The organism is Candidatus Bathyarchaeota archaeon (assembly GCA_029882535.1).
Classification (GTDB): domain Archaea; phylum Thermoproteota; class Bathyarchaeia; order Bathyarchaeales; family SOJC01; genus JAOUKM01.
Map to the genome: position 1 here is coordinate 1 of JAOUKM010000007.1, position 26,361 is coordinate 26,361.

Genomic DNA, 26,361 nt, shown 5'->3' on the forward strand with positions numbered 1-26,361 from the left:
AACTCTACATACTCATTTAGAATTTCCAGTTCTTCAGTAGTCAAGCGGTCTTGAAATTTTGTCAGCAACGCCTTAGCATGGGCTTCTGGAACTCGAACATAGAGAATATCTTTTTCGTGGATATGTCGTCCTACGACAGGTTTTTCTAGAGAAACTGCCACTTGCATTTCAGTCACGGCTTCAGAAACAGCTTTTCCTCGGTCTTGAATTTGGATAATCTCCCCCACACTCTCTCCGTCTTCTTTGACAAGAACAACCTTGGGCTTTATTCGGCCTGCTAAAACCTCTACTCCTACAATGGCGGGCTTCGCTTTTCTGAAAACGTATCCAGGTAATATTCGAATTTTTCCTGGTGTAATAAGGCGATCAAACTCTTCAAGAGTTAGTTTGTCTCGTTCGCGTCGTATCCACTCCACAAATTCGTCAATTAGGTGGTAGATTATGCTGTGTTGAAAGATTTTGACTCTGCGATCTCTAGCTTCTTCTTCAGCGTCAGGCAACACCTTTACGTTAAACGCCAAAATAGCTCCAAAAAGCGGCTCATGCTCCTTCACGACGTTAGCCTCTACAACGTCACGTTTTGAAACGTCGCCGACATCTGCCATCCGTATTGGAACATTTTCTCGTTTCAAAATCTCGGCGATAGCTTCTAAAGAGCCTAATGCATCAGTTTTTAGCACGATGCCATCGACGTCTGTAGCGATTTTTACTTTCTCAACTTCTTCAGAAACTATTTTGACAAATTCTTCAGTTTGTTCTTCTGAAGGCACTACATATAATGGGGCTCCGGCCAAAGCCGTGTCCAACTCTGGAGCAGCTAGTTTTATTCCTGAAGCAGCGGAAACCGAGTCTACCGAAGAAAACTTATCGCGAGGATCCCTTATTTCGTCCAAGGGTTTAGGCAAAAGAACCGCACGAACCTTCGTTACAATGGGCTTTTCCTCGCCTCCAATCACAACGGTATCTCCTTTCCTGAGAATTCCATCGTAAATAATGGCGTTAACAGTCATTCCAAGCCCCGCTTCTTCCTTCACTTCCAATACTGTTCCTTTTCCAGCACCCTCAGTTACTTGTAATTGAGTTCTAAGATACTGCTGCGTCAGTCCTACAAGAACTGATAGAAGCTCTGGAATTCCCTCTCCTGTTTTTGCGCTAACTGGCACAAGGGCAATTGTTCGCGTAAAATCTTTTATTTTGTCGAAGCGGTCAGACTGAAGGACCAAGGTGGAAAAAGTGCCCATAATTGTGTAAAGGCGGTTGTCAAGGTCTTCACGTACATAGGGGTCTTGAGATTGATACGATTTCAAAAAAAGTTTTTCCGGCTGAGACAACCATCCTGGTATGCGATCAATTTTATTTACAGCAACCAGAAACGGCGTCTTCCTCACCTTTAAAATCTCCAAAGACTCGTAGGTTTGGGCTTCAAAACCCTTCAACACATCAATCACCAGAATAGCGATGTCAGCAGCGCCTCCGCCGCGTTTTCTAAGGTTAGCAAAAGCCTCATGCCCAGGCGTGTCAATCACTAGAAGGCCGGGAATCTGAATTTTTCCTTTCGACCGACCAAGTAATGGGCCACATATCTCTATAAGCGTGTCTAAGGGAAAGAAGCTTGCGCCAATGTGCTGGGTTATGCCGCCAACTTCGCGTGCTTGGACGCTGCTTTTCCTAATCTTGTCTAGCAAAAGCGTCTTTCCAGTGTCAACGTGTCCTAGCACGCAAACTATGGGTTGCCTTGTTGTCATAATGTTCCCAGCGCTTGGATCTTTCTAAGGCTTAGTTTAAGAGCCTCATAAAAATGCTGTGCCTTTGATATAAACTGTTTTGCTTATCGATGCTTTTACAGATATTCTTTAATGCAACTACTCTCTAAAAGAAAATTGTGGCGATCTCTGTCTGCGGGTTGAGGAAAAATGCAGATCGAGCCAATTGAAAACCACCTGCTTTCAACAGTATTAAACCCTGCCTTAAAAAAAATAATTTCCAAGTTCGATATAGAATGCGAAAAAGACGGAAGCCTGATGGTTAACTCCTTAAGGCAGTTCCTAGGTGACGACCTAAAACTCTGCGAAAGATGCAGCAAGCTAAGCAACAAAGTAGCTACGCCCTTTTACGAGGCAGGCAGCCGAATAATGCGCACTGACAAGAAATTCATGAAAAACTGCTTTCTCGATCCAAAACACGGTGACGCTTGGTTGAAAGGCTTCACTCTGATGATGAAAGGAATCGAAAAATACGGCATCCGAATCCCCTTTACTCCGGGTGGTCCATTTGAGGTTGTTTGGAACTTCACACATGTCTGCAACCTAAAATGTAAACACTGTTACGAAGACGCGGGTGAGTATAAACCTGAACTATCCACAGAGGAGGCGTTCCTCGCCATCGACAAGCTTTCGAAAATAGCCTCAACCGGCCTTCCAGCTCTTTCTTTTTCCGGTGGCGAACCATTAATGCGCAAAGACTTTTTCGAAGTTGCTGCCTATGCTCACAAGAAAATTTCTTATCTTAGCGTAGCCACAAACGGAACACTACTCACGAAAGATAACGCAAAACGACTAAAGGATTTGGGCATAGAATATGTTGAGATAAGTCTCGACGGTGCAACTAAGGAGGTGCATGAGGAGCTCCGGCGTGTGCCAGGGTGCTTCGAAAAAACTATGAAGGGGATACAAAACAGCATAGATGAGGGCCTCGATGCTTGTATCGCCACTACAATACATAAAGAAAACATAGGTGAATTTGAGAAGATAATTGAACTTAGGGATAAGCTGGGCGTCCGATTTATACATTTCAATTACATCCCTACAGGAAGGGCTAAAGCACATTTCGAGTTAGACCTAACTCCAAAGGAACGCCTTTCCATTCTCGAAATAATGGGGAGGAAAATTGTTGATCTTTCTATTCAAACTAAGGAAGAAGAAGAAAAAACGGGGAAAAGCAACATAAGAGTTGACCGTTTCTTCAGCACGTGTCCACAGTATGCGAGTGTTGTCAAGAAGATAGCTAAGGAAAAAAGACAAGACTTCGCCGTTTCTGCTCACTATGCTGCCATGAAAGGCGTGGAAACTGTGGCAAACTTTCTAGGCGGATGTGGCGCTGGAAGACTTTACATGTGTCTTGAGCCAAACGGCGACATCAAACCATGTGTCTTTTTCCCCACTAACGAAGAAACTGTTCGAGGCAACATCCTAAAAGACAATTTGGAACAAATGTGGGACCATGACGAAATGTTTTGGAAGCTTAGAACAAGAGAGAATTTAAAATCATATAATGTGGGAGGACGTTTAGTTGGGTGTGGAAGCTGCAGAGACAAGTACATCTGCGGTGGTTGCCGTGCTCGTTCCTATAGCTATTTTAACGGCGACCTTGACTCTCCGGATATTGGTTGCATTGATAATGAAAAAATTTGGGAAAAAATTGTCATCCCTCTCTTAATCGCACCAACAACATCTTAGACTCTAAGCCCTGCCTTTTTCCTCTTTGCCAAAATATTTTGTCCATTTCAGCTTTCTCGCATCTCTACGCAATTTCAAACTGTTCTTGCGGCATTTACTTGAACAGAACCATAGGATAGTGCCGTCATTTTTAACATACATTTGACCCGTGCCCTGCTGAAATTCGTGCCCGCAGAAGGAGCATAACCTCGATTTTGGCATCTATCATGTCTCCAGTTTTCCTTTTTAACGTCGCATTTTTCTTGCTTCTCGCTCCGTTTCTCTCAGCATCAACACATCTTCAACTCTGACTGGGCCTTTTAAGTTTCTAGTGATTATGCGACCCTTGTCTTTGCCTTCAAGTATACGCACTCGAACCTGTGAGATTCCACCTGTTGCGCTTGTGCGGCCTATTACTTGGATGACTTCGGCGGGAATGTGTTCTAGCTCTTGTGTTTTCGCTTCTTCTTTTTTGCTCATCTTACTGTTTGCCTCGTTGAAGTGCCTCGATTCGGCTGATTATTTCTTTGATGAGGTTTGCAGCGTCGCCTTCTTTTACTATGCAGACGGACGCAGATGGAACATCTATACCTACAGCCGGGCCTAGTTTCTGTTTTGTTGGAACGAAGACATAGGGGATTTTTCTTTCTTCGCAGAGTATGGGAAGGTGGGCAACGACTTCTGGTGGTTCAACGTCTTCTGCGATGACTACTAATTTTGCTATGCCGCGTTCTATGGCTTTTGTTGTTTCGTTTGTTCCTTTTCTGACTTGACCTGTTTGTGTTGCGATTTGGAGGGCTTCATAGGCCGCATCTGCTACTTCTGTGGGAATCTCAAATTTTACGTAGAATGGTTTGGACATTAGCCTTCACCCTTTTTGGCAGAGTTTATTCAACATCTCCTATTTATAAGGTTTAATGATTTTTGTGCATACAGCAATGCTGCTTCAAGGATATAAGCTTTGGATTAAGTATGTTGTTTTGGTGACGTGTTACGTTTCTTTTCTTCCTCTAGGATTGCGCTCAACAAATTTGTGAAAATCTTTACTCCCTTAACGTTAACTATTGGAAGATGTACTCCTTTCTCTACTTCATAGAATTTTTTGTATTTTGGAAACTCTGTGAAGCAGACTTGGCTGATTGGGAACACGTGCTTTGCTATTTCGTGTTCGAAGGCTTTTTCGTAAACTTCAGCACATATAAGATATCCGTCTATCCAAAACAAACGATTTATACTAAAGGTTGATGCACACCAAATAAGATCGTCTAATGGGCGTTTGTCAAGTCCCAAAACGACAACTTTCTTTGTAGGTGCAATTTCTACGTCCAAAACTGTTTCTACTCCTTGAACGGCGTGTTTAAGACTTTTTTCACTTTCTTGCTAATTACGGGTCCGAGACCGTGTACTTCTTTTGCCCAGCCATCCACGTTAATTAGAGCGTTTATGGGAGTCTGGTATGATTCAAGGATGGCTAACGCCTTTTCATGGCCGATGTTTGGAAGACTTGCAACGAGGTATAATTGTGCGTCAGCCAGAGTTGCAGTTTTTTTTGCAGCGTGCACTACAGGAATCCGTTTTTCAACTATCTGTTCTTGTTTGGCAGCGGTGTAAAGAAAGTCAACTGTTCCTTTGTAGTTTGTTGTGTGAACCAACGCAATTCCTTGCTTTGCTAAAGCAAACATGGCGCCCCAGACTGCTGAGGGGTTGATGCGGGTGAACTTGTAAATTATCGGCAGATATCCCTCAAGTAGAACAATAGCGGTTGGATAAAGTTCTTTTAGCCCGAAAAGCTGGTCAAACAGGTAACGACGTGTAAGTGTATAGACAAAATCATGAACCGTTTTCCGCTCCACAGCACAACGATCTGAAAGAATGTAATCGCCTTTTGACAGCGGATGAGTTTTAACTGCGGCTCCCCGTTCCACCAATCCTTTAACAATCTTTGATGCGCTACTTGCCTCGTGATTGTCAACTATTATTGTAGGCTGGGGTTCTTTTTTTGGCTCTTCAATGTAAGGAATTAGCGTTTCTGTTCCAGACATTTTCTCAACTCAACCGTGAACGACAGTCAAACATATGTTCACTGCTTAATAAAACGTTGACAAAAATCAGCGTTGCGCTTTACTGTGGTAAAAGACAAAGAAAAAAAAAGAAAAAGAAGGAGTTTACAGTTTTTAAGGTCCTTTCTTTGTGATTTCTTTGATTACACCAGCAGCCACAGTTGTACCCATGTCTCGCACCGCAAATCGTCCCAGTTCTGGAAAGTCAGTGTAAGGTTCTACCGCGATAGGGTGCAAGGGTTCCATTCGGACAACAGCGCCATCGCCTGTCTTCAAGAACGCCGGTTTTTCCTCAACGGTCTGACCAGTTCGAGGGTCAATTTTCTTGATAAGCTCTGTGAACCGACACGCCACTTGTCCTGTGTGGTAGTGAAGCACTGGTGTGTAGCCAGCTGCAACTGCAGTGGGGTGATAGATTACTATGATTTGTCCAATGAATTCTTTAGCAACGCTTGGCGGATTGTCTGGGTGTCCACCCACGTCTCCTCGGCGCACATCATTTCTCGATATACCCCTCACATTAAAGCCTATGTTGTCTCCCGGCTCAGCTTTAGGCACCCTAGTGTGATGCGTTTCCATAGATTTGACTTCACCTTTCACATTCGACGGCATAAATACAAGCATGTCACCTTCTTTTACGACTCCAGTTTCAACACGTCCCACCGGTACGGTGCCAACTCCTGTAATCGTGTAAATGTCTTGCACAGGTATACGTAACGGCTTCGTAAGCGGCTTAGGTGGAACCTCGAAACCGTCCAGAGCCTCAAAGAGCGTTGGTCCTTTGTACCAAGGCATTTTGTCGCTTTTCTTAAGCAAGTTATCTCCAGTCCAGCCAGACGTCGGCACAAACGGGATTTTATCCACTTTGAAGCCAACCATCTTAAGCATGCGGCCGATTTCACTTTTGATTTCTTCGTAGCGCTCTTGGCTCCAGTTAACCGTCGGGTCGTCCATCTTGTTAATGGCAACCGCCATCTGATGGCATCCCAACGTGAAAGCCAAGAAGCCGTGTTCTCGTGTTTGTCCACCAGCGCCGATACCTGCTTCAAATTCTCCTCTCTTCGCCGAAACGAAAAGTACAGCAGCGTCTGCTTGACTTGCGCCCGTAACCATGTTTTTGACGAAGTCTCTGTGGCCTGGAGAGTCGATGACCGTGAAGAAGTATTTTGGCGTTTCAAACTTGAGAAATCTGAGATCGATAGTTAAGCCTCGCTCTCGTTCTTCTTTAAGATTGTCGAGAACCCATGCAAACTTGAAAGTTTCCTTGCCCAGCTTTTTAGCTTCTTCTTCGTAAGACTTTATTATTCGTTCGTCGATGGCGCCAGCTTCATAGAGCAAGTGCCCAGTGGTTGTAGATTTTCCATGGTCAACGTGACCGATGATGATTAGGTTTAGGTGCGGTTTCTCTGATTTGCTCATTTTTTCCTTCTCCATATATTGCTTATTTCTTTCCTCCAAATATTGGTGAAATTCGGTTTACACCACTGTTCCTTCAGCAATATTAAGTTTACTTTCTCAGATTCTGTCAATTCTTTTGGACTTACAGAAAAAACCGTGAGTGTTAACTAGGGACTTAGCAAGAAAGAGAAGAAGCGCCTACATATATTGATTAAAAAACCACAGAGAGCATAGTTTGTTCTTGTTTCCCATTCACGCCACCACGCAAAATGTATTGCCAATTCATAAAGACTATCTACCGTTTTCCCATTTCTTAAAAGTGGTTGTGCAAAAAGGAAGCAAAGGCATTCTTCGGCATTTATATAATCACAGTAGTGATAATAGCAAGTGCTTGCATATACATCAGTGCATATGCAAGAGAGTCGCTTGTGTTTGTTAGTTGCGAGTTTAATGATAGATACGATTTCATTAATATGGAAGTTAAAAACACTGGAAACACTAACATGAAGATTGTAGATTTGCAGATAAATCATGTTTCGTTATGGGATAACCCTAATGGGTCGATTACAGTAGATGCAGGAAAAACTCAGAGTTTAGGAGTTATGTATAATTGGTCTTCAGGGCATAGCTATAGTCTAACCATTGTAACAGCACATGGAAACACCTTTTCATTACTTGAAACAGCGCTTCAAAGAGAACTCCCTTTGGAAATCGAAGACATATTTTGGGACTCCACTGAAAACAAGACAACCATAGTTGTCAAAAACATAGGCACAAGAGAAAGAAAAATCATAGGACTTGAGTTAACCGATGCACTACCAATGTATTGTATGGTGACATCTTATACAAACATCGACATAGGAAAACTTGTCCCAGTCAACCAAACAGCCACAATCGTTCTCAACTCGTCAAATCACTTCCCACTTGCATGGACAAATGGCGAAACATACTATTTCAGTATAACACCTGAAACTGGACCTTTTACTATATTCACTAGTGAAGCGACAACTTGATACGTGTTTAAGGTTTGAGACATAAGAAAGATGCCATTTTTTGCTACTCACCTTTATTAGACATAGCCACTTATTATTACCTAGTCTTGTGATTCTCGTTTTCTCTGTTGGTGTTTTTCCCTTTGGTGCCATATGGCTCAGTCACTGCCAAACAGCATAAATTATTCCAAAACCAATTTCCTTCTAAATAAATAGATATTTCTTCACCTTTTTATAGTAAAAGGAATAGAGACACGATGCCTACCAATTTGCCTGTAGAAGCAAAAAAGAAATGGAACGAAGCTTCGACAACCAGAAACCCAAAGGCTAAGCTTCAACTTTTACAAGAGTTTCTGAGCTTAGTTCCTAAACACAAAGGCACAGAAAAACTTCGTGCTCAAGTAAAAACAAAAATGGCTACACTACGGAGAGAGGCAAAAGAGAAAAAACGCAAAAAAATCGGTGCACATGGACCAAAGCTTTTTATTGAGAAAGAAGGAGCTGCTCAGATTGTTATTTTAGGACAAACAAAGGCGGGGCGAAGCAGCCTTCTAGCTTCTATCACAAACGCGAAAGTTGAAGTCTCCAACTACCCTTTCACAACACACGAACCAGTTCCCGGCATGCTTCCCTTTGAAGACCTCCAATTTCAAATTGTTGAGGCCCCAGCAATAATTAGAGGTGCCGCGGAAGGAAAGACATGGGGACAACAAACATTGGCGTTGGCTCGAAATGCTGATGGCTTGATTTTAATGGTTGACTTGGCTGAAAATCCCGTTGGACAACTTTCTCTTATATTGAATGAACTTGAAAACGCCCGTATTCTTGTCAAAAAGCCAACTGCGCGGGTGGAAATAGAACGGAAACATATGGGTGTTGGCTTAAGAATCTTTGTAATCGGCCAACTTGTCAATTGCACGCTTAAAGATGTGGAGACGCTGCTGAAAAGCTACAGAGTTTCAAACGCTGTTGTAAAAATATACGGTGATGCCCAGCTTGACGATGTCGAGGACTCAATTTTTGAGAGCGCCGTGTTTCGTCCAACAATAATAGTGGCAAACAAGTTCGATGTCAAAGGAGTGACAGAAAGTCTTAGAGAATTGGAAAGACTTGTTGGCGGGCGCATCAATATAATTCCAGTGTCCTGCAAAACGGGGGTCGGATTGGAAGGACTTGGTGCAGGACTGTTTAAGTCGCTTGAAATAATCCGAGTCTACACTAAAGAGCCAAGTAGCAAGGAACCGTCTTCAGCACCATTCATTTTGAAGAAGAATTCAATAGTTGCGGAATTGGCTAAGCAGATTCACAGTGACTTTTATAGACGCTTTTCTTATGCGAGAGTATGGTCAAAGCGACTTCCGTTCAGTCCACAGAAGGTAGGATTGTCCTTTATTTTGGATGATAAAGACGTTGTAGAAATGCACATGCGGTAGGTTATCTTGACGCCCTAGCGATTCTTTCCATTTCGTTGCGTTTAGACACTGCGTAGCTTTTTATGTCATTGTTTGCTGCCAGAACAAGTTCTTCTGCTATGCACTCCTCCAATGTGCGAGAATTGCCAAAAGTTGATTTTCGCGCACCTTCCGACAATAGGCGAAGAGCAATGTCTACTCTTCTCTGAGGCGCAACATCAACAGCCATGTGATAAGCAACACCGCCATAGCTTATTCTGGTTGTGTCCTCGCACGGAGCAGAGTTCTCAACAGCTTTTACGAGGGCTTCAATGGGGTTTCTTCCTGTTCGCAAGTGAATAATTTCAAACGCGTTTCTTAACATGTTTATTGCTCGTGCTTTTTTGCCTGCGCTTTTCCCTGGCCTCATCAAATTGTTTATGAATCTTTCAACAATGTTTACTTCTGCCTTGTGAAATCTGTGATGTTCATGTCTGCCCATGCTGTGGGGGATATAAACTGGTGAAAGGGAAACGTATTTTTTTAAACCAATATCTTGTATCTGAACGTTCTTAAAGCTCCATTTTCCGAAAAGTTTTATCTCTTGCACTTGTTTGCTCATTTTTTACACCCTTTTCAACGCATTGGTTTCTGCTTTCTTCCGTATACAAGTTCGTTTAGAGACACGCCATTAACTGTGATGACTTTCCATCTTACACCGGGGATGTCGCCCATACTTCCTCCTCGGGAGCCGCCGATGCCTTCAACTAATACCTCGTCATGTTCATCTACTACATTTAGAGCTCCGTCACCAGGTAGAAAGGCTGTGATAGATCTACCATTTTTGATGAGTTGTGTTCTCACGCATTTCCTGATGGCACTGTTAGGCTGTTTGCTTTCAACGCCAACCTTCTCTAGCACAATTCCTCGCGCCATGGGTGCGCCTTGTAGCGGGTCAGCTTTTACATCTAGTCTGAGCATTCGCCGTTTGTAGTAGCGGTCGCTCCACCGGAATTTTTTCCTTTTCTTGACTAGTTGTCTTGCGGCGAATTCACCAGTTGGCGATTTTGAACCCATACTTTCAAATCCTTTCGCTACGATAAACCGCACTCTAATATTTAAACTGTCACGCACATGCATCAAACTTACATAGGAAAAGATATGTACCATGTGGGCATTATATAATTATATTTAGACTTATGAGCGTGGCTGGTTGGGCGTACCACAGCCCACCGATTACCTATTTAATCCATCGTATACTGGAATCCAACAAGTTTGTTAATTGCTGGAATTGTGGGGCAAGAAATCCGAGGAGCATGGAGCCCTGTTTTGAATGTGGAAAGAAGTTTCCGCGACAAAACATTACTGAAAAAATAAAAAAGTGAAGTAGAGCGGTATTATAAAATTTAAGGGAAATACGCTGAGAGGCCTTCACTTAACATTTAACTAAGGCCTTTCTTTCTTTGCTTTTTCTTTTTAATTTCCTCCAATATTGGGAGTATTGGTTCGCTTTTTCTCCACAATTCTTCGAAATGTTCACGCAAAATTCTTGCTAAAGGAGGGATTCTAAGCCATAGACCTTCAAGAGTTTGCGATGTTGTTGAGTTGGATTCTGATGGAAAAACGAGAATTACATCTTTTTCATCAAATGTCATGAACCGAAGCGGAATCTCTTTTCTGTTCAGATATCTTACTTGGCTTCCAGCTCTAATATACTTTTCATACATTTTCAACTCTTCCAGAGTCCATGATTCTGTTATCTGTCTTACAACCCTCACGGATTTACCATTTTTAAGGGCAAACTCTACAGCTTCAAGTACTTCTTTTTCGGGAGGACGCAAAGACGTTGTGGCTACCGAAAGCTCTTTTTCACAGTTCCTTATGGCTTCACTGTAAATTGCAACGAATGCAGTGTCCCTTCGAGTAAACCACACTTTACTTCTTTCAATTTTACGGTTTTTGCTTTTTGCGTACATTTGCAGAAGCGATTTCGTTAATGTCTGAATGGTTTTCCTCTTTTCTTCCAATTGCCCTAATGTTTCTATCTCTATGCCAATTAGAAGATTTTTTAATCCTTTTGTTGGTTCCACAGCAGCATAAATTGTGGGCTTTCCAGACTGTTCTGCTAAAAGGCCTTTCTCCGTAAGACCTCTCAGTACATCGTAGGCTCTAGGCCTAGGTATTCCCGATTTTTGCGCTAATTCACTTGGGGTCATGGGGCCATGTGTCAGTAGAGAAACATAAGCTCGTGATTCATATGGGGTTAAACCGAATTGCTTATCTAAAATTTCAGCAGGCTTTCTATTTGCCATAAGGCTTCCCTTTATATTATAAATAAACTGCTCCATATAAATTTTGTTACACAAACAAAGTGTAACAGGAACAGAAGGTTTATAAGGTTCGACGATAATATTAGAAGTGTTACACGATCATAGTGTAACAATGGGAGAGAAAAGAAAAATGGGAAAATCTGGTTTAAAGAAAATGCGTATGCTAGAAAGAACCTTCAATGGCAGATTAGTCGTACCATTCAAGGTGGTTCTCAGAATAATTAAAAATAGTTCTGAGTTAACGCCAAATTTACAAGTTTCTAAGAAAGAGTTCTCTGACACTTCTGTAACTCATGATCAACTCCAGAGAATTAATGCTCAATTGCTGAGAATGGAAAGGCAGAAGGCTGAAGCAATATGGCTTATTCGTGAAAAGCAGCGTTGCCTTTAAAACGTAAGGCATTACCAACGAATCAAACTACAATGACTGTTAAGGATTTTCTGCTACGCAATTTCCCCTTTTTTCTGTGTCTGTGAATCACAGCCTAGCGCGTTTATCTTTACGAGGATGAGCTTTCATTGGATTTATCTTCTCCCTTTCAACTTCAAGCCCCATATTTTGAGTTTGGCGGTAGTTTTTTGGAAAAATACTTAAGGATTTACTCAAGTTTGTGCACTAACATAGTTAAGCAGATCGATTCAACTCAACTAACAGCGTATCTTTTAGCCCCTTCGGCCTAGTCTTCAATATATTGACTTGCGAGACGTCATGAAAGCTGAGGAAGCTCCTCAATGTCGCTGCCAATTCAACAACAAAGTTTTCTTCAAAGCGATTTTCCTCTAAGATCACAGAATTAATTATCATCGTTTTGTTCGCTCGGTCCAATTTCGGATCGATTCTTCCAGCAAATCTTGTGCCATAAAGGATCGGCAAGACATAGTAGCCGTATTGTCTCTTCTCTGGAACCTTGTAAATTTCCCAAGCGTAAACGAAATTAAATATTTCTGAGATCATTCTCCGATTCCAAATGACATTGTCAAGGGGAGCAATAAAGCGGATTTTTTCTTTGATGGAAGAATCTTCTGCGGCTTCAAGAGTGCTCAAATATTTTTCCAGAACGAAATAAACATGTTTAACGCCTTCTATCTTCACAGGAAAAATCTTCTCGTCTTTGACCATCTCTCCTACTATTGCTTTACGCTGAGCACTTTTTAACGCAAGCCAACCGAATCTCCAGTCTCGCACGTCGATGAAACCGTAGGCCTCCATATATTTCTCAATCATAAATCGATCGTATTCCTTTCTGCTGGGTATCTCGGTGATCAAATTCTTAGGTAAGACGCGTTCCGTAAAGTCGTAACATCGACGATTTCCCTCAACATGGTGAATCATTACTTCACCACAGTCCCAAAGCAGATTCAAAACACGCTTAGCAGTTTTGCTTCCTATTTTCCCTTTAAAATCTTGTGCACACAATGGACCGTCGGCTTCGATTGCCGATAAGACGTGGCGGATCACGTTTTTGAGCTCTTCTCGCTTGGTTTTCAAGCGTTCATAGAATGGAGAGTGGAACTCCATGTAATTCTGCATTCGATAACGAAAGTATCGGAATTCCTCTGTGGGAATGATTGATTTCTCATTGCACCAGTATTCAAACACAGCTCTGTCCTTGTAGAGTAATGTATCCAAATATGAAGGTTTGTAGTCGCTCACTCTATTATGAAGAACCAGATGGTGGTTGCGGTGGACAACACGTACAGGATCAATTTGGACACACTCTAACCGCTTAATCGCATCCAACGTTCCGATTTTTCCCTCACCCTGCTGGAATCCTTGCCTAGCGATAAGAAATCTTCTGGCAGCCTTCTTTGAAACCGTTCTCAAATTCATCATATCCCTTACCGTATTAGTCCATTAATTTTTCAAGTTGAATACGTTGTCATGTCAATAGTGTATGTGTACGAATAAAAATGTCTACAAGAAAAAACTTTACTGAACCTCAAGTTATTCTGTCAATTGCAACACAATCTTTTCACCCGAACGATTGTAAACTGCCACATTTTCTTTTCCAACAAAAGGATAAGCCACGATCATCATTATTCTGCCAAAGGAATGGTTTAAATCTTCCATCGAAGGCTTCGACACACTGGAAGGATGAGAGTGAACAGTTCCTATAAGCGAAAAGTCTATCGGAAGCATATATGGAGGAAAGCTTGAAAATCCTTTTCCATGGGTAGCCAACGGAGGAATGACAAGATCGGTTATTTCAATTCTATCTTTTCTTATCTTGCCGCGTAGAAGAAGGATTGTTTCTCGAGGATATGCAGTTCTGGCACTTTCTAAAATAGAGTTGAAAATGCTATACTTTATTTGCACAACTTCCTTTCTTTTTTTCTCGGATTTTTTATTTTCGAACATTACAATAATCTCGCTCAATGAGATCTGATTTACGACACTTTACTTTTACTTAACCGTTAAAGTAGTTATTGTAATTCTTTTTTCAAAAATGTGCGCGCACCAGTTAAGCGAGCCACAACTCATTTATACCATGTTTTAATTGCATTCAACATTAGCGAGGCAAAAAACAAAAGATGATTCCTGAGGAGTTCTTCGTAACAAGTGGCAAAGCAACTAGTCCAGTTTCTGAACTTAACGCGTTTGACCTTGCTTTGAAAAACGCTGGAATAGCTCACTGCAACTTGGTGCCAGTTAGCTCTATATTGCCACCTGAATGTAAAGAGAGAAAATGGCAGAAACTACCTGCTGGCTCTATTGTTCACGCTGTTGTTGCTCGTATGGATGGAGATGAAGGAGTCACTGTTGGTGCAGGGATTGCGTGGGCTTGGGAAAAAAGCGGAGAGTATGGTATTGTGGCAGAGGCTCATGGGTCTATGGACCGTAAGGCTTTGAGGGAAACTTTGGTGTGGAGGATTAGAGAGATGGCTGAGATTAGAGGAATAGAAATCGGGGAGGTCAAGTTTCGAATTGAGGTTTTGCGTGTGCCGATGGCCCATTACGGCTGTGTTATTGCAACGCTTGTTTATTGCCCACTAACTTGCTAGCAACTTCACGCGCACAAACATTATAAAATCAAACTGTAAGCATTTTTCTTTTGTTTAACGAATTTTTGAAAAAGCTAATATTGTTGAGGTTGTCCACTGTTGGGAAGGCGGAGAAAAAATTGCACGAAGAAGTTGCTATCGAAGTCAAGTCGCTTGTGAAGAAATACGGAGACCTTACAGCTGTAGACGGCATATCCTTCACTGTTCACAAAGGAAAGGTTTTCGCGTTTGTCGGTCCCAACGGGGCTGGAAAAACCACAACCGTAGAGATACTGGTTTGCCTGCGGAATTCAACCTCAGGACAAGCAAAAGTTCTAGGCTTTGACATTCGTGATAGGAAAGGACAGCAGCAAATCAGGAAGAGAGTCGGTGTCTTGCCCCAAGACTTCAACACTTTCGACCTCTTAACCGTGAAAGAGAACCTCAACTACTACAAGAAAATGTACGACGGAGGCATGGACATCGACGAACTGATTGAACTGGTTGATTTAAAGGACAAAGCAAACGCGTTATACAAGAACCTGTCAGGAGGACTAAAGAAGAGACTGGCTATCGCCATCGCTTTAGTGAACGATCCTGACGTTGTTTTCCTTGACGAGCCGACAACTGGACTGGACCCTAGGGCAAGAAGAGACATGTGGAACCTTATCGACGGGTTAAGAGAACAAGGAAAAACCGTCTTTCTGACAACTCATTACATGGATGAGGCTGAGGTACTCGCCGACACAGTTGCCATAATCAGTTTTGGAGAGATAATTGCTATGGGAACTCCGAGTAAATTGATTGTCAAGCACGGTGGAAAGACTACTTTGGTAGTTGAAGAGGGAGGAAAAATCGTTTATGATTTGCTTGGGCAAATGTTTTCTGATGTAAGATTATAAAACGATGGAGATGTTCTTGCAACCCTTAAAAAGAAATCTGATCTGCCAGACGCGGTTTCAGTGTTGAGTAAAAGAAAAGCGGCGTTTGCCGAGCTTATAGTTAGAAGGCCTACACTGGAGGATGTGTTTCTTAACCTTACTGGAAAGAAGATTGTGGAGGGCGAATTGCATTGAAAAGAGTCTTAGCCATCGTTGCTGGCGCTCTAAGGATGTGGTTTAGAAGCAAACATACCTTGTTTTGGACACTTGCGTTTCCACTCTTGCTGATGTTGCTTTTTGGAGCAATCTTTAGCGTGAGCCAAAATCCGACATTTGATTTATACATGCAAAATCAAGATGTCGTAGATGGCGAACCCACTCTACTGTCAAATGCGTTCTGCGATACGCTGAACAAGACAGGGATATTAAACCTGCATATGGTTGATTCAACAGAGAATGCAACTCAGTTTATTGAAGGGAAGGGCATACAGAGGATGCTCATAATTCCGTACGGATTCCATAGTTCGGTTTCTGTTGGCAACAATGTTAGTATAGTTCTTAAGATGGTTCCAGCGGAGGTTGACACTGCTTCTGCCACTGTGAAGAGCGTGATCGAGCAGTTTGTGGAGATGTTCAACACGGAGTTAACAGAACAAGGTCCTCCGAAACTGGTCACAATTAAAGATGAAAGCATAGTGTCTGAGACGTTCAAGTACATTGACTTCTTTGTTCCAGGAATTATTGGGATGACTTTAATGACTTCAGGCATCTTCGGGGCTGTTGGATGGAACACCCGGAACAGAAAGCTTGGAATCTTAAAGAAGCTAGCGACAACACCGCTTTCCAAGTTAGAGTGGATTATCGGAGTGGTGCTTTACGAACTGGTCATGGGCGCAATCTCCACCGCAGTCATTCTAACCGTGGGAGTTCTAGTGTTCAACTTGAAGGTTCTGCCAAACATCTACACAGTGATTCTAATCGTCTCAGGTGCCATAGCCTTTCCAGGAATAGGAATGGTGATTGCGCGTTTCGTTAAAGAGTCGGATTCTGCTGACGCTGCTGGAAACGCTATTACGTTTCCGATGATGTTTCTTTCCGGCAGCTTCTTTCCACTTGAAATGATGCCAGACTTCTTGCAGCAGATCGCGAAGGCTCTCCCCTTGACCTATTTAAATAATGGGTTGAGAGATTCAATGGTCTACGGCAACGTGTCGAGCACGCTGTTTAATACGGCAGTAATGTTAGGTGTGGGTGTGTTCTTTATTATCGTTGGTACACTGATAACAAATTGGAGAGAAGAATAGCTTCTTAATGCCGATTATGATGCGCGCGCCTTACCTAGCTTTTTCTGCTCTCTTACCTTTATGCCGAAGCCCTCTTACTTTCTTTCCTGAACTGGTTAATCCTCGAAAAACTCGCCGCTTATGCGCTTTTTCGCAAATCCAGTTAATGTCCTTGTCTGTTTTGATAACTGGATGCGCCGGGTCAACCATGACGATTTCAAACCATTTGTAGCGTCCGTCTTCTCCAACCCAGTAAGAATTGAGAACTTCCAAGTTCGGAAACTTTCTCGCTGCACGCTCTTCAGCTATTAGTTTAAAACTTTTTGCAGGTTTATACTTGACAGCACCCATATGTTTTGGCTTTCTACCTGACTTGGGTCTAGGTCTGTTCAAGCCTCCCCGTCTTATTCTAACCCTAGTCATTACGAAGCCTTGTTTGGCTTTGTACCCCAGCTTTCGTGCTCTATCCAGCCTCGTGGGTTTTTCAACTTTAACAATCGAAGGTTGCTTTCTCCATTCAATAAGCCTGTGCCACATTAGTTCTTTCACAAAGGATTCTTCTGGTTTTTCCCAAGCTTTCGAAATATATTTGTAAGTCATACCGTGTTTTCTCCAGTTTGTGGTTCAACCTTAAAGGTTACATTCCAACGGATCGAGCGTCCGCCAACGGCTTGTAGGTAACACAATGAGAATCCTAATAAAGCTTTTTCTAAACATATCCTGGCAATGAATTTATTAGCCACAGTTCAAGTAGCCTAGAACCGAAGGAAAATGGAAAACTGGGACCTGATTATAATAGGCGCTGGTCCAGCTGGATTAACAGCAGGAATATACGCTGGAAGAAGCAGACTAAAGACACTCATACTTGAAGAGAAAACGCCAGGCGGCGAAGCAGCAGTCGCCCCATGGATTGAGAATTACCCAGGTTTTGAAAGCATCAGCGGACTAGAACTGATTGAAAAAATGACCAAACACTGCGAAAGATTTGGAGCACAGATAAATGGGCTGGAAAAAGTAGTGTCACTTGATCTTAAAGGCGAAGAGAAACTTGTGAAAACAGATAAGAATGCTTACTCTGCATCAGCAGTAATAATTGCCACGGGGACTCACAATCGACTGCTCAACGTGCTGGGCGAAGAGAAGTTCCAAGGACGTGGTGTTAGCTATTGTGCGTTGTGCGACGGCGCTTTTTTCAAAGGTAAAAAAGTAATTGTTGTTGGAGGTGGAAACTCAGCTGCAATGTCCGCACGTTATCTTTCAAATATTGCGGCAAATGTTAAGTTAGTGCATCGCAAGGATCAATTAAGGACTGAAGAAGCTTGCATAGAGACTTTGAAAAAGCAGAACGTAGAGTTTCTCTGGAATTCCAAGGTTAAAGAGGTTAAAGGCGACGGCGTAGTGAAAAGCGTGATTCTACAGCATAACAAGACTGGAGAGGTTAAGAAGTTAGAGGTTGACGGCGTCTTCGTCCAAATTGGCGAGATACCTAACACCAATTTCGTCAAAAATGCAGGTGTCGCAGTAGATAAGGATGGCTACATCATCGTTGATGCTCGTCAGAGAACAAATGTCCAAGGCGTATTTGCCGCAGGCGACGTGACTAACGGACCAGTAAAGCAAATTGGAACTGCAGTAGGTCAAGCCATAGTTACTGCAACAGAAGCATTTGGCTACATTAAACGACCCTACTATTACAAAGGCTAATTTGCATTTAGAAAAGACGCTTTCTGAGGGAATAAGAGGCCCGTTTCATCGGAACCGAGTCAACACCTAAACGCAAGAGGCGTTTGCGCATGTGCGCTGGTGACTCAAGGTTCTGCGAGCTTCTTTTCCCACAGAAGGCAAAGCCAGAAAAACGTCACTAACTTATTTATTAGTAGTTGACTTGTACAAAAAATTTGTGGTAATATGCTGTTTCTGCCGTTCAGTTTTCCTTTAACACGTACTCGTCGTATTCTTTTTCAAGCTTATTTTTGTGGCTAACTCTTCTTGTGCAATTATAAAGTGCGTAGCCTGTCTCTTCTTTAAGTCCCTACCGCAATCAATTTATTAGTTCGTTTTATGTAGTAAGCTATTTCTACACACGCAAAAGCTGTATCGGATGTGACGGCATGTACAAAATTGTGGCCATGCAAACGTTGGCTCCTCAAACAAAATTAGCTAAGATTTATGCTCCCGAAGTTGCCAAAAAAGCTCAGGCGGGTCAATTTGTTATATTAAGAGTGGATGAAAAAGGGGAAAGAATCCCGTTGACTTTTGTCGATTGGGAGCCCGAAAACGGTACTGTAACGCTGATTTTCCAAGAAGTTGGCGTGTCAACTAAAAAACTTGGTTCCCTCAATGTCAACGAAGAATTATACGATGTAGTTGGCCCTTTGGGACAGCCGAGTGACATAAAAAACTATGGAACGGTAGTAATCGTCGGTGGTGGTGTTGGCACTGCACCTTGTCTGCCCATAGCCAAAGCTTTCAAAAAGGCAGGAAGCAAAGTAATCTCGATAATTGGCGCACGGAACGAGAAGCTACTTATCTTAGAAGAGGAAATGAGGCGCATGTGCGACGAAGTTCACATCTCAACCGACGATGGCTCTAAAGGACACAAAGGATTTGTCAGCGAAGTGCTCAAAATGCTGATTGAAAAAGGATGCTCCATAGACATCGTATATGCTATAGGCCCGACAGTAATGATGAGGGCCGTCGCCGAGGTTACACGACCATACAAAATAAAGACAATTGTTAGTTTGAATCCCATAATGGTGGATGGAATGGGAATGTGCGGTGCCTGCCGGGTTTCAGTTGGTGGCAAAGTTAAATTTGCATGTGTCGACGGTCCCGAGTTTGATGGTCACCAAGTGGATTTTAACGAATTAATAAAGCGTCAAAGATCGTTTCTTACCGAAGAAAAACTTGCTATAGACCACTGGGAGAAATGCAGAGGCAACTGAGATGGAAAAGAAGCCAAAACCAAAGATTTGTAAAGAAAGCGTTCCAATGCCTAAACAAAAAATAGAAAAAAGAATACACAACTTCAACGAGGTGGCACTTGGCTACACCGAAGAACACGCAGTTGCTGAAGCAAAAAGATGTTTACAATGTCCACAACCAAAATGCATCGAAGGTTGCCCTGTAGAGATAGACATTCCAGCGTTCATAAAACTAATTAGTGAACACAAATTTGACGAAGCCACAAAGAAAGTTAAGGAAAAAAACAGTCTTCCCGCTATTTGTGGGCGTGTTTGTCCTCAAGAAGAACAGTGCCAGCAGCAGTGCGTGATGGGTAAGGCTGGTGAACCCGTCAACGTAGGACGTCTGGAGAGATTTGTAGCAGATTATGAAATGAAGAAAGGTGTACAATCTACATCAAAGCAATCGTCTACTGGGAAAAAAGTAGCAGTTATTGGAGCTGGACCCGCAGGGCTTACTGTTGCCGCAGATCTCGCTAAACTTGGACACGAAGTTGTTATTTTTGAAGCTCTACACAAAGCAGGTGGCGTACTAGTTTACGGAATACCCGAGTTTAGGCTGCCCAAAAAAATAGTAGCAGCCGAAGCAGACTACGTTAGAAAGTTGGGTGCCACCATTAAACCCAACGCTCTAATTGGTAGACTATTTACTATTCCCGAACTTCTCAGAAACAGGTTTGACGCAGTTTTCATAGGAACAGGCGCAGGGCTTCCACGATTCTTAAGGCTTCCAGGCGAAAACCTAGGCGGAATATACTCAGCAAACGAGTTTTTAATTCGCGTGAACTTAATGAAGTCGTATGCTTTTCCAGAGTATGATACACCCATCAGAATTGGCAAAAAAGTGGCGGTTGTTGGCGCGGGCAACGTGGCTATGGACTCCGCTCGCTCTGCTTTAAGACTGGGCGCTGAAGAGGTTTACATAGTATACCGAAGATCGAGGAAAGAGATGCCTGCCCGCGCAGAAGAGATAGAAAACGCTGAAGAAGAAGGCATAATATTCAAACTTCTAACAAACCCGACAAGGTTTTTCGGCGACGAAAAAGGCTGGGTAAAACAGATGGAATGCATCAAAATGCAACTTGGAGAACCCGACGAATCCGGACGCAGACGCCCCGTTCCAATTGAAGGCTCAGAATTTCTCATGAATGTAGATACAGTAATCATCGCAGTTGGAAGGACACCAAACCCCATTATTCAACTGACAACTGAGGGCTTGGAAACTACGAAGTGGGGTACAATAGTGGTTGATGAGGCTACTGGAAAGACTAGCATTGAAGGCGTCTATGCTGGAGGCGACATCGTAACAGGCGAAGCCACGGTAATCAGCGCTATGGGGGCTGGAAAAAGGGCTGCCCGAGCCATCCACGAATACCTCATGAACAAAAGGTGATAATACTGATCAATCAGTATTTTTCCTGATTGAACTAGGAAGGAATCCAACCAAAAATTTGAAGATTTCAAAGAGAGCTTTTGGGGTCGTCTAAGCAGGAACTTGAAGACTTTGCGGAATAAGAGGTCTGAGATGATTCCAGTCCATTGAGGGAGAGCTGAGAAATTGCTAACTCTTAGGTTTTTTCTCGTTTTACTATTTGTCTTGCTGCTATCACGCCTGAAACCGACGCTTGAACAAGTCCACGTGTCAGCCCTGCTCCATCTCCGATAGTAAACAGATTTTTAATCGGTGTCTCTAAGCAATCAATTAATGCTAATCTTGACGAGTAAAACTTCACCTCAACCCCATACAACAACGTGTCCCTCGAAGCCAACCCCGGCGCAATCCTATCCAAAGCCTCCAGCATCTCCAGAATATCCACTAAATATCGATACGGCACAACAAAACTCAAATCCCCAGGCGTAGCACTCCGCAACGTAGGCACCACAGTACTACGTTTAATACGCTCCTCAGTCGACCGTCGCCCCGCCTCCAAATCCCCCAACCGCTGCACAATAACACCACCACTCAACAAATTAGTCAACCGCGCAATATACTTTCCATACGCAATTGGCTCCTTAAACGGCTCAGTGAAAGACGTGCTGACCAAAATCGCAAAATTCGTGTTGCCGCTCTTCCGCTCTGCGTAACTCTGCCCATTCACCGTTAAAACACCATCGTAAGACTCAGTGATGACCTCCCCATAAGGGGCGACACAAAAAGTCCTAACATAATCATCAAAAAACCTCGAATAGTAAACAAGCTTCGGCTCATACAAAACATCCGTTAACTCCTCCAAAACTGCGGCTTGAACCTCAACGCGAACCCCCACGTCAACCGGGTTGTTCAACGTCTTCAGGCCCAAAGCTTGAGCCTCACATTTTAACCACTCCGCTCCACTTCGCCCAGGCGCGACAACAACATACTTCGCAAAAATCCGGTCACCACCAACAGTCTCAACGCCCTCAACACGTCCATCCCTAACAATAAGCCCCTTCACCTCACTCCTAGTCCTCACATCCACCTTGCCATCCAAGAAACTCCGCATCTTCCGAAGCGTCTCCGCACACTTCTCAGTCCCCATGTGACGAACCTTCTGCCGAACTAACTTTAAACCTGCAAGAGATGCCCTACGCTCAATCTCCTCAATCCGATCCACATCAACCCCATAAACGTTGTTCGGAGCACCAAACCTAGTATAGACCCCGTCAACATGACCCACCAATTCTTGAAGTTCCTCCTCGTTGACGTATTTACCAAGCCAACCCCCCACTTTAGTAGAAAGAGTCAACTTTCCATCGCTGAAGGCCCCCGCGCCACCCCAACCATGAAGAACATTACACGGGTCACAGTTAAGGCATCCAAACCCTCTACTAGCGGGGCACTTACGCTTGTCAATGTCTGCTCCCTTGTCCAGAATCAGAATATTCAGCGACGTATTTTCCACAAACTCTAAAGCCGAGAAGATGCCAGCTGGCCCAGCACCCACAATCACAACGTCATATTTCAAGAGGCACCCTCCAAAGCCTACACACAATAGCCTAACTATAATAAAAGTTTATAGATACTATTTCAGTTTGTGAACGTCTACTATATATTCAGAGTCTGGTTGAAATAATAGTAACTTCATTATTAAGAATGGAAATCCTTCGGTTATCGTCTGTAATCTTCGAATTATATATCACTACTAACAGATCTTAAGAGATACATATTGCGGTATTAATCGTGGATTTGCCTTATCTGCGTTCAGGAAGCTTTGAATACATTCCATCTGAAGTTCTATAGACTGCCAAACGTCCAATAGCCTTCCAATTGTCTCCATTTCTATGCCTAAGCTACACAACAATAACCTCAGCAGTAGGATCGGATTTTCCAGCCCAGATAGTAATTCCAAGAAAGTCGTTATTGTTGATGCGTGTGTAGAAACGTCCTTTAGGTTGAGAAGTTGAACTCATCTGTCTCACCTTATTTCTCCATAATCTGCATTGCTTTTTCTCTAAAGTGGAGGATGTCTTCCGCTTTTGCTCTTGTAAATACATCTTCAAATTGCACGAAATCTGTAATGGCATTATATGTTTGTTTAACTTCAAGTTCGCTTACCTTTTGTGCGTACATTATGTCTCCACAGGGCGCTATAACAACCAGAATGCTGTCATTCCAGAACTTTTTGTAGTCTGCAATTCTTTTTAGATACTTAATACTTGTTTCTCTTGGTGCCCTGCGCATCTTCACTTCAACAAGCATCAAATCTTTCTTTTCCTGGTCATATACAAGTAAATCTGGTGATGATCTTATTCTGCGAACAGTCCTGGAATTCTTTGTACCTTTCTCAGCTAGCTTGTTTCTGATTTCTGAAATGGTGGTTTCATAGCCGTAAGGAAAAACCGAATATCCCGATTTCTGCAACAAGACTTTAATTAGATCTTTTATCTGGCTGCCTTTTAGCAAGTCATCGTGAAAACTACTCATGTGATTCCCTCTTTCTTACTATCATCACAATGCTCATATATTTAACGCGAATCTCGATTGCTTCTGTCTCTAGATTAACATTAAAGCATGTAACAAAGCATAAGTTATTAAGTGGTAAGATTACACCAAGGGAGAAAGTTGCCTCAGATCTATGCTTGCCGAAAGTGTGGAAGGAGATATTCCTTTGAAGAGTTTGAAGAGAATAGGTTCTGTCGCGACTGTGGAACATATTTGATGCCAGAGAGCAAGGTTTCAAGGTTCCTGAAGGAAATCCGCAGAGCTGTAAAAAGCAAGACCTCGAAGAGTATACTTCCTGAAAACTATGAGATAAGAGGAGGGCAAATGGAGTTTATCAAGGAGGCAACTAAAGCTATCAAAAACAAGGAAGTTTTTCTAGGAAGTGCTCCTTGTGGAATAGGCAAGTCTTTGGCTTCACTTCTTGCTGTTCTGCCTCAGCTTGAAGAGGACAAACTGATGATTTGTTTTAGAACTAGAAGTCAACTACACATTTATCTTAAAGAGTTGAGGGCGTTATCTCGAGATCTTTCTGTAGCATCCTTCTTCAGCAAACAATACATGTGTCCGCTGCGGATAAAAGTAAATCTTCCCTATTTTGACTTTTTCGAAGAGTGTAAGAGACTGAAGGATAATTGCGAGTCCTCTACTAAGCCCTATTGTAAGTTTTATTGGAATAATATCCGAGCCAAAAAGCAAGCTGAGGAACTGGCCTTGGGTTGCGCTCGAAAAATTCTAGCTCCAAAAGAAGCAGTTAGACTGATGTCTAGACGAGGATTTTGTGCCTATGAAGCACTAAAAAGAATTCTTCATCGAGTTGATTTTTTTCTCGGAACTTATCATTATGTTTTTAATCCTAAGATCAGGCAGACGCTACTGAAGAGTTTGGGGGTCGACCTTTCTAGAGTCTACCTTATCATTGATGAAGCGCACAATCTTCCCACTTTTGCCAGAGAGTTGCTTTCCGACAAATTAACAAGATATGCTGTGGAAAGGGCTCTCAAAGAAACTGAAAGGTTTGAACATGAGAAATTGATGTCGGTTCGAGAGTATCTTGACATATTAGTTGAGGAAGTTTTTCAAGTTGCCCAGCAGACTCTGAAGAGTGGGGAGCTTAGACGGCTTAATCCTCAAGAGATTGGTGATTTGTTTCTTAACCGAAGTGGAGTCTCTGGTCTAGAAATTGCAAGAATCCTTCAAGAATATGGCGAATATGTGAAAGAGAAGCGACTTGAAATAGGTTCTGAGAGGATTCTTAGCTATATCTATCGAGTAGGCAAGTTCATAGAGACTTTTCTCGAAAACGATGGTACGGAGTATATCCATCTGGTGAGTAAGGATCAGAAGAGTAGGATTGCTTTAGAGGTCAGGAGTTTTGATGGAAGGGAGATGACGAATCCTGTTCTGCGGCAGGTCCGTGGAAGCATTCTTATGAGTGGGTTTCTCTCTCCTCCTAGAGTTTACAGAGATTTGACGCTTTACGAACCCAACAACGCATGTCTCAAAGAGTTTGATCCTCCTTTTCCGCCTGAGAATAGACTCATATTGGTTGCCCGAGGTGTGTCATCGGAGTTTAAAAGAAGAAATAACGAGATGCTTGAGAAATGGGGAGACTACATCGAAGCCATATCTGATGCAAATCAAGGCAATATAGCTGTTTTCTTCACAAGTTATGGATTAATGGATAGAGTTTTCCCTTTGATAAAAACGGACAGGAAGATGATTGTGGAACAGCAAAAGACGAAAAGAAGAGATGTGATTGAACAACTGACTAGGTCTTCTGACAGCTTGCTGTTTGGAGTAATGGGAGGCAAATTTAGTGAGGGAATTGATTATCCCCATAACATTTTAACATGTGTAGTCGCTGTAGGTCTCCCTTACGCAACGTGGGACATTTACCAGAAAGGTCTGATAAATTATCTTGAACAACATTTTCCTGAGAACGGTAGGACATATGCATATTTGGCGCCTGCGATACTCCGTTTAATTCAAACATGTGGACGCGTCCACCGATCAGCTAATGATGAAGGTTGTATAGTAATCCTGGACGGACGCGTCATGCGTCCAGACATCCGACAATATCTTCCAAGCTATTTCAAGAATGAAATGAAAATAATACAGACTCCTGCAAAGTGTGCGGAAAAGATTAGCCAGTTCTGGCTTAAGTCATCTACACAAGCGCTCTCATCGTGATCGCGCGAGTGCACACATAAGTTCCGATATAATGTTATCAAATAGAAGTAATTAATTCTCAGAATAGCCTAACTACAATGTATCTTTAGCGTCTCACAAATCCAGAATGGCTTAGCCTATCCACTAACAAAACACTGCAGCGCCGCTTTTTTCAGGCATCCAGCTTTCATCAGTTTCGCGTTCCACTTCTCAATCTTTGATTGCTTCTAGAAGGCTCATCACATTCCAAAGTTTCACTCGAGTATACGGCGGCATATTCGGGTCTTGAAGAATATCGTCGAGAACAGAAACTGCGTTCGAAGCCCTCACCGCAGGAGTTAATTCTCCAGTCTGAAGTGCACCTATTGACTCTTTGGCAGCCCGCCTTATGTTGCGTGGGGTTGTCGTGTCTTCAGAAATCTGACCAAGCACCACCGTGGCCTGTCCTATTCTTTCCTCGTATTCTTTCAATTTCTTCTTACTCACCATAGGCTGTGCCTCCCCATGGTAAAATTGAGAGCAAGCCTCAAATTATCCAGCAATAATATTTAGTGTT

Annotated in this window: 27 protein-coding genes; 11 read left to right on the forward strand and 16 right to left on the reverse strand. The window is 42.7% G+C overall.

Annotated features, from left to right (window positions below):
- A partial coding sequence (infB, locus tag OEX01_03275; GenBank protein MDH5448008.1) for a translation initiation factor IF-2 occupies nucleotides 1-1,745 on the reverse strand: 1,745 nt, incomplete at its 3' end.
- 168 nt (nucleotides 1,746-1,913) lie between these two features.
- On the opposite strand from infB, the gene OEX01_03280 reads away from it, so the two are divergent.
- The gene (locus tag OEX01_03280; GenBank protein ID MDH5448009.1) at nucleotides 1,914-3,455 is read left to right on the forward strand and encodes a radical SAM protein; all 1,542 of its coding nucleotides are present in this window, start codon (nucleotides 1,914-1,916) and stop codon (nucleotides 3,453-3,455) included.
- Between the two features lie 3 nt (nucleotides 3,456-3,458).
- Here OEX01_03280 and OEX01_03285 read toward each other — a convergent pair whose 3' ends face one another.
- The 6 genes from OEX01_03285 to tuf all read right to left on the reverse strand — a co-directional run bounded on the left by OEX01_03285 (nucleotide 3,459) and on the right by tuf (nucleotide 6,913).
- Nucleotides 3,459-3,656, reverse strand: coding sequence for a 50S ribosomal protein L24e (locus tag OEX01_03285; GenBank protein ID MDH5448010.1), 198 nt, complete (start codon nucleotides 3,654-3,656; stop codon nucleotides 3,459-3,461).
- A 24-nt stretch (nucleotides 3,657-3,680) separates the two neighbouring features.
- Nucleotides 3,681-3,914, reverse strand: a complete 234-nt coding sequence (locus tag OEX01_03290; protein ID MDH5448011.1) for a 30S ribosomal protein S28e — start codon at nucleotides 3,912-3,914, stop codon at nucleotides 3,681-3,683.
- 1 nt (nucleotide 3,915) lies between these two features.
- Nucleotides 3,916-4,296 carry a 50S ribosomal protein L7Ae gene (gene rpl7ae / locus OEX01_03295; GenBank protein MDH5448012.1) on the reverse strand — a complete coding sequence of 127 codons (381 nt, stop codon included), beginning with the start codon at nucleotides 4,294-4,296 and terminating at the stop codon, nucleotides 3,916-3,918.
- Nucleotides 4,297-4,400: 104 nt separating this feature from the next.
- Entirely contained in the window at nucleotides 4,401-4,763 is a 363-nt protein-coding gene (locus OEX01_03300; protein ID MDH5448013.1) for a hypothetical protein, read from the reverse strand.
- Between the two features lie 8 nt (nucleotides 4,764-4,771).
- Nucleotides 4,772-5,476 carry a hypothetical protein gene (locus OEX01_03305; protein ID MDH5448014.1) on the reverse strand — a complete coding sequence of 235 codons (705 nt, stop codon included), beginning with the start codon at nucleotides 5,474-5,476 and terminating at the stop codon, nucleotides 4,772-4,774.
- A gap of 132 nt (nucleotides 5,477-5,608) precedes the next feature.
- On the reverse strand, nucleotides 5,609-6,913 hold the full coding sequence (tuf, locus tag OEX01_03310) for a translation elongation factor EF-1 subunit alpha (protein ID MDH5448015.1): 1,305 nt from the start codon (nucleotides 6,911-6,913) through the stop codon (nucleotides 5,609-5,611).
- A gap of 302 nt (nucleotides 6,914-7,215) precedes the next feature.
- Here tuf and OEX01_03315 point away from each other — a divergent pair, with 302 nt between their 5' ends.
- Both OEX01_03315 and OEX01_03320 read left to right on the forward strand, forming a co-directional pair.
- Complete coding sequence (locus OEX01_03315) at nucleotides 7,216-7,905, forward strand: hypothetical protein (GenBank protein ID MDH5448016.1); 690 nt, start codon at nucleotides 7,216-7,218, stop codon at nucleotides 7,903-7,905.
- Between the two features lie 236 nt (nucleotides 7,906-8,141).
- The gene (locus OEX01_03320) at nucleotides 8,142-9,317 is read left to right on the forward strand and encodes a 50S ribosome-binding GTPase (protein ID MDH5448017.1); all 1,176 of its coding nucleotides are present in this window, start codon (nucleotides 8,142-8,144) and stop codon (nucleotides 9,315-9,317) included.
- A gap of 1 nt (nucleotide 9,318) precedes the next feature.
- Here OEX01_03320 and OEX01_03325 read toward each other — a convergent pair whose 3' ends face one another.
- The 3 genes from OEX01_03325 to OEX01_03335 form a co-directional block, all read right to left on the reverse strand.
- A complete protein-coding gene (locus OEX01_03325) occupies nucleotides 9,319-9,897 on the reverse strand; it encodes a 30S ribosomal protein S7 (GenBank protein ID MDH5448018.1) in 579 nt (192 codons plus the stop codon).
- 14 nt (nucleotides 9,898-9,911) lie between these two features.
- The gene (locus OEX01_03330; protein ID MDH5448019.1) at nucleotides 9,912-10,352 is read right to left on the reverse strand and encodes a 30S ribosomal protein S12; all 441 of its coding nucleotides are present in this window, start codon (nucleotides 10,350-10,352) and stop codon (nucleotides 9,912-9,914) included.
- Between the two features lie 365 nt (nucleotides 10,353-10,717).
- Nucleotides 10,718-11,587: a helix-turn-helix domain-containing protein gene (locus OEX01_03335; protein MDH5448020.1), complete on the reverse strand. Its 870-nt coding sequence runs from the start codon at nucleotides 11,585-11,587 to the stop codon at nucleotides 10,718-10,720.
- A gap of 130 nt (nucleotides 11,588-11,717) precedes the next feature.
- On the opposite strand from OEX01_03335, the gene OEX01_03340 reads away from it, so the two are divergent.
- Nucleotides 11,718-11,996: a hypothetical protein gene (locus tag OEX01_03340; protein MDH5448021.1), complete on the forward strand. Its 279-nt coding sequence runs from the start codon at nucleotides 11,718-11,720 to the stop codon at nucleotides 11,994-11,996.
- 234 nt (nucleotides 11,997-12,230) lie between these two features.
- On the opposite strand, the gene OEX01_03345 is transcribed toward OEX01_03340, so the two are convergent.
- Nucleotides 12,231-13,439, reverse strand: a complete 1,209-nt coding sequence (locus tag OEX01_03345) for a winged helix DNA-binding domain-containing protein (protein ID MDH5448022.1) — start codon at nucleotides 13,437-13,439, stop codon at nucleotides 12,231-12,233.
- A 111-nt stretch (nucleotides 13,440-13,550) separates the two neighbouring features.
- Nucleotides 13,551-13,964, reverse strand: coding sequence for a Mov34/MPN/PAD-1 family protein (locus OEX01_03350; GenBank protein MDH5448023.1), 414 nt, complete (start codon nucleotides 13,962-13,964; stop codon nucleotides 13,551-13,553).
- 173 nt (nucleotides 13,965-14,137) lie between these two features.
- Here OEX01_03350 and OEX01_03355 point away from each other — a divergent pair, with 173 nt between their 5' ends.
- The 3 genes from OEX01_03355 to OEX01_03365 all read left to right on the forward strand — a co-directional run bounded on the left by OEX01_03355 (nucleotide 14,138) and on the right by OEX01_03365 (nucleotide 16,772).
- Nucleotides 14,138-14,608 (forward strand): pyruvoyl-dependent arginine decarboxylase, encoded by a 471-nt coding sequence (locus OEX01_03355; protein MDH5448024.1) that lies wholly within the window; start codon nucleotides 14,138-14,140, stop codon nucleotides 14,606-14,608.
- Between the two features lie 65 nt (nucleotides 14,609-14,673).
- The gene (locus tag OEX01_03360; GenBank protein ID MDH5448025.1) at nucleotides 14,674-15,489 is read left to right on the forward strand and encodes an ABC transporter ATP-binding protein; all 816 of its coding nucleotides are present in this window, start codon (nucleotides 14,674-14,676) and stop codon (nucleotides 15,487-15,489) included.
- Nucleotides 15,490-15,659: 170 nt separating this feature from the next.
- A complete protein-coding gene (locus OEX01_03365; GenBank protein MDH5448026.1) occupies nucleotides 15,660-16,772 on the forward strand; it encodes an ABC transporter permease in 1,113 nt (370 codons plus the stop codon).
- A gap of 30 nt (nucleotides 16,773-16,802) precedes the next feature.
- Here OEX01_03365 and OEX01_03370 read toward each other — a convergent pair whose 3' ends face one another.
- Nucleotides 16,803-17,351 carry a 50S ribosomal protein L15e gene (locus tag OEX01_03370; GenBank protein ID MDH5448027.1) on the reverse strand — a complete coding sequence of 183 codons (549 nt, stop codon included), beginning with the start codon at nucleotides 17,349-17,351 and terminating at the stop codon, nucleotides 16,803-16,805.
- 171 nt (nucleotides 17,352-17,522) lie between these two features.
- On the opposite strand from OEX01_03370, the gene trxB reads away from it, so the two are divergent.
- From trxB to gltA, 3 genes are all read left to right on the forward strand, one after another.
- A complete protein-coding gene (gene trxB / locus OEX01_03375) occupies nucleotides 17,523-18,455 on the forward strand; it encodes a thioredoxin-disulfide reductase (protein MDH5448028.1) in 933 nt (310 codons plus the stop codon).
- A gap of 407 nt (nucleotides 18,456-18,862) precedes the next feature.
- Complete coding sequence (locus OEX01_03380) at nucleotides 18,863-19,696, forward strand: sulfide/dihydroorotate dehydrogenase-like FAD/NAD-binding protein (protein MDH5448029.1); 834 nt, start codon at nucleotides 18,863-18,865, stop codon at nucleotides 19,694-19,696.
- A 1-nt stretch (nucleotide 19,697) separates the two neighbouring features.
- A complete protein-coding gene (gltA, locus tag OEX01_03385) occupies nucleotides 19,698-21,107 on the forward strand; it encodes an NADPH-dependent glutamate synthase (protein MDH5448030.1) in 1,410 nt (469 codons plus the stop codon).
- Between the two features lie 175 nt (nucleotides 21,108-21,282).
- On the opposite strand, the gene OEX01_03390 is transcribed toward gltA, so the two are convergent.
- Nucleotides 21,283-22,659: an NAD(P)/FAD-dependent oxidoreductase gene (locus OEX01_03390; GenBank protein MDH5448031.1), complete on the reverse strand. Its 1,377-nt coding sequence runs from the start codon at nucleotides 22,657-22,659 to the stop codon at nucleotides 21,283-21,285.
- A gap of 455 nt (nucleotides 22,660-23,114) precedes the next feature.
- Complete coding sequence (locus tag OEX01_03395) at nucleotides 23,115-23,618, reverse strand: hypothetical protein (protein MDH5448032.1); 504 nt, start codon at nucleotides 23,616-23,618, stop codon at nucleotides 23,115-23,117.
- A gap of 234 nt (nucleotides 23,619-23,852) precedes the next feature.
- On the opposite strand from OEX01_03395, the gene OEX01_03400 reads away from it, so the two are divergent.
- A complete protein-coding gene (locus tag OEX01_03400; protein ID MDH5448033.1) occupies nucleotides 23,853-25,826 on the forward strand; it encodes an ATP-dependent DNA helicase in 1,974 nt (657 codons plus the stop codon).
- Nucleotides 25,827-26,015: 189 nt separating this feature from the next.
- Here OEX01_03400 and OEX01_03405 read toward each other — a convergent pair whose 3' ends face one another.
- Nucleotides 26,016-26,294 (reverse strand): UPF0147 family protein, encoded by a 279-nt coding sequence (locus OEX01_03405; GenBank protein MDH5448034.1) that lies wholly within the window; start codon nucleotides 26,292-26,294, stop codon nucleotides 26,016-26,018.
- Nucleotides 26,295-26,361: the final 67 nt, after the last annotated feature.

Bases quoted from the DNA above. Each gene is read 5' to 3' on its own strand.
- OEX01_03355 (MDH5448024.1), top strand. From the start codon at position 14,138: ATGATTCCTGAGGAGTTCTTCGTAACAAGTGGCAAAGCAACTAGTCCA.
- OEX01_03340 (MDH5448021.1), top strand. From the start codon at position 11,718: ATGGGAGAGAAAAGAAAAATGGGAAAATCTGGTTTAAAGAAAATGCGT.
- OEX01_03370 (MDH5448027.1), bottom strand. From the start codon at position 17,351: ATGACTTACAAATATATTTCGAAAGCTTGGGAAAAACCAGAAGAATCC.
- trxB (MDH5448028.1), top strand. From the start codon at position 17,523: ATGGAAAACTGGGACCTGATTATAATAGGCGCTGGTCCAGCTGGATTA.
- OEX01_03330 (MDH5448019.1), bottom strand. From the start codon at position 10,352: ATGGGTTCAAAATCGCCAACTGGTGAATTCGCCGCAAGACAACTAGTC.
- OEX01_03320 (MDH5448017.1), top strand. From the start codon at position 8,142: ATGCCTACCAATTTGCCTGTAGAAGCAAAAAAGAAATGGAACGAAGCT.
- OEX01_03380 (MDH5448029.1), top strand. From the start codon at position 18,863: ATGTACAAAATTGTGGCCATGCAAACGTTGGCTCCTCAAACAAAATTA.
- OEX01_03290 (MDH5448011.1), bottom strand. From the start codon at position 3,914: ATGAGCAAAAAAGAAGAAGCGAAAACACAAGAGCTAGAACACATTCCC.
- OEX01_03335 (MDH5448020.1), bottom strand. From the start codon at position 11,587: ATGGCAAATAGAAAGCCTGCTGAAATTTTAGATAAGCAATTCGGTTTA.
- OEX01_03405 (MDH5448034.1), bottom strand. From the start codon at position 26,294: ATGGTGAGTAAGAAGAAATTGAAAGAATACGAGGAAAGAATAGGACAG.
- gltA (MDH5448030.1), top strand. From the start codon at position 19,698: ATGGAAAAGAAGCCAAAACCAAAGATTTGTAAAGAAAGCGTTCCAATG.
- OEX01_03400 (MDH5448033.1), top strand. From the start codon at position 23,853: ATGCCAGAGAGCAAGGTTTCAAGGTTCCTGAAGGAAATCCGCAGAGCT.
- rpl7ae (MDH5448012.1), bottom strand. From the start codon at position 4,296: ATGTCCAAACCATTCTACGTAAAATTTGAGATTCCCACAGAAGTAGCA.
- OEX01_03325 (MDH5448018.1), bottom strand. From the start codon at position 9,897: ATGAGCAAACAAGTGCAAGAGATAAAACTTTTCGGAAAATGGAGCTTT.
- OEX01_03345 (MDH5448022.1), bottom strand. From the start codon at position 13,439: ATGATGAATTTGAGAACGGTTTCAAAGAAGGCTGCCAGAAGATTTCTT.
- tuf (MDH5448015.1), bottom strand. From the start codon at position 6,913: ATGAGCAAATCAGAGAAACCGCACCTAAACCTAATCATCATCGGTCAC.
- OEX01_03395 (MDH5448032.1), bottom strand. From the start codon at position 23,618: ATGAGTAGTTTTCACGATGACTTGCTAAAAGGCAGCCAGATAAAAGAT.
- OEX01_03280 (MDH5448009.1), top strand. From the start codon at position 1,914: ATGCAGATCGAGCCAATTGAAAACCACCTGCTTTCAACAGTATTAAAC.
- OEX01_03285 (MDH5448010.1), bottom strand. From the start codon at position 3,656: ATGCCAAAATCGAGGTTATGCTCCTTCTGCGGGCACGAATTTCAGCAG.
- OEX01_03305 (MDH5448014.1), bottom strand. From the start codon at position 5,476: ATGTCTGGAACAGAAACGCTAATTCCTTACATTGAAGAGCCAAAAAAA.
- OEX01_03350 (MDH5448023.1), bottom strand. From the start codon at position 13,964: ATGTTCGAAAATAAAAAATCCGAGAAAAAAAGAAAGGAAGTTGTGCAA.